This window comes from Mesorhizobium sp. M1A.T.Ca.IN.004.03.1.1 (assembly GCF_003997555.1).
Classification (GTDB): Bacteria; Pseudomonadota; Alphaproteobacteria; order Rhizobiales; family Rhizobiaceae; genus Mesorhizobium.
Genome location: NZ_RZTV01000221.1, coordinates 1 through 278, shown reverse-complemented (window position 1 = coordinate 278; position 278 = coordinate 1). Strand labels below are relative to the sequence as shown.

Annotated in this window: 1 pseudogene; it reads left to right on the top strand. The window is 60.4% G+C overall.

The window, feature by feature from the left end:
* Window positions 1-21: 21 nt before the first annotated feature.
* Window positions 22-278: pseudogene (locus EOD29_RS31435) on the top strand (TetR/AcrR family transcriptional regulator); the annotation flags it as partial.

The following is a 278-nucleotide window of genomic DNA, read 5'->3' as shown; positions in this document are numbered from 1 at the left end:
GCCGGGGTGGAGAGGCGAACGGTGTTTCGGCATTTTGCAACGAAGGAAGCGCTGTTCGACGCGTTCTGGGTCTACATTAACCAGAACATGAATGCGGCGACCCTGCCAACGACCCTGGAGGAGCTTCTTCGCTCGCCCCTCGACGCCTTTCCGCAGTTCGACAAGAACGAAGGTATCATTCGCGCCAGCCTTCATACGCCCACGGGTCACGCCATGCGGATGCGGACGGTCAAGACACGGCGCGTTGCGTTCCGGACGTGCCTCGAAGACGCCAATCT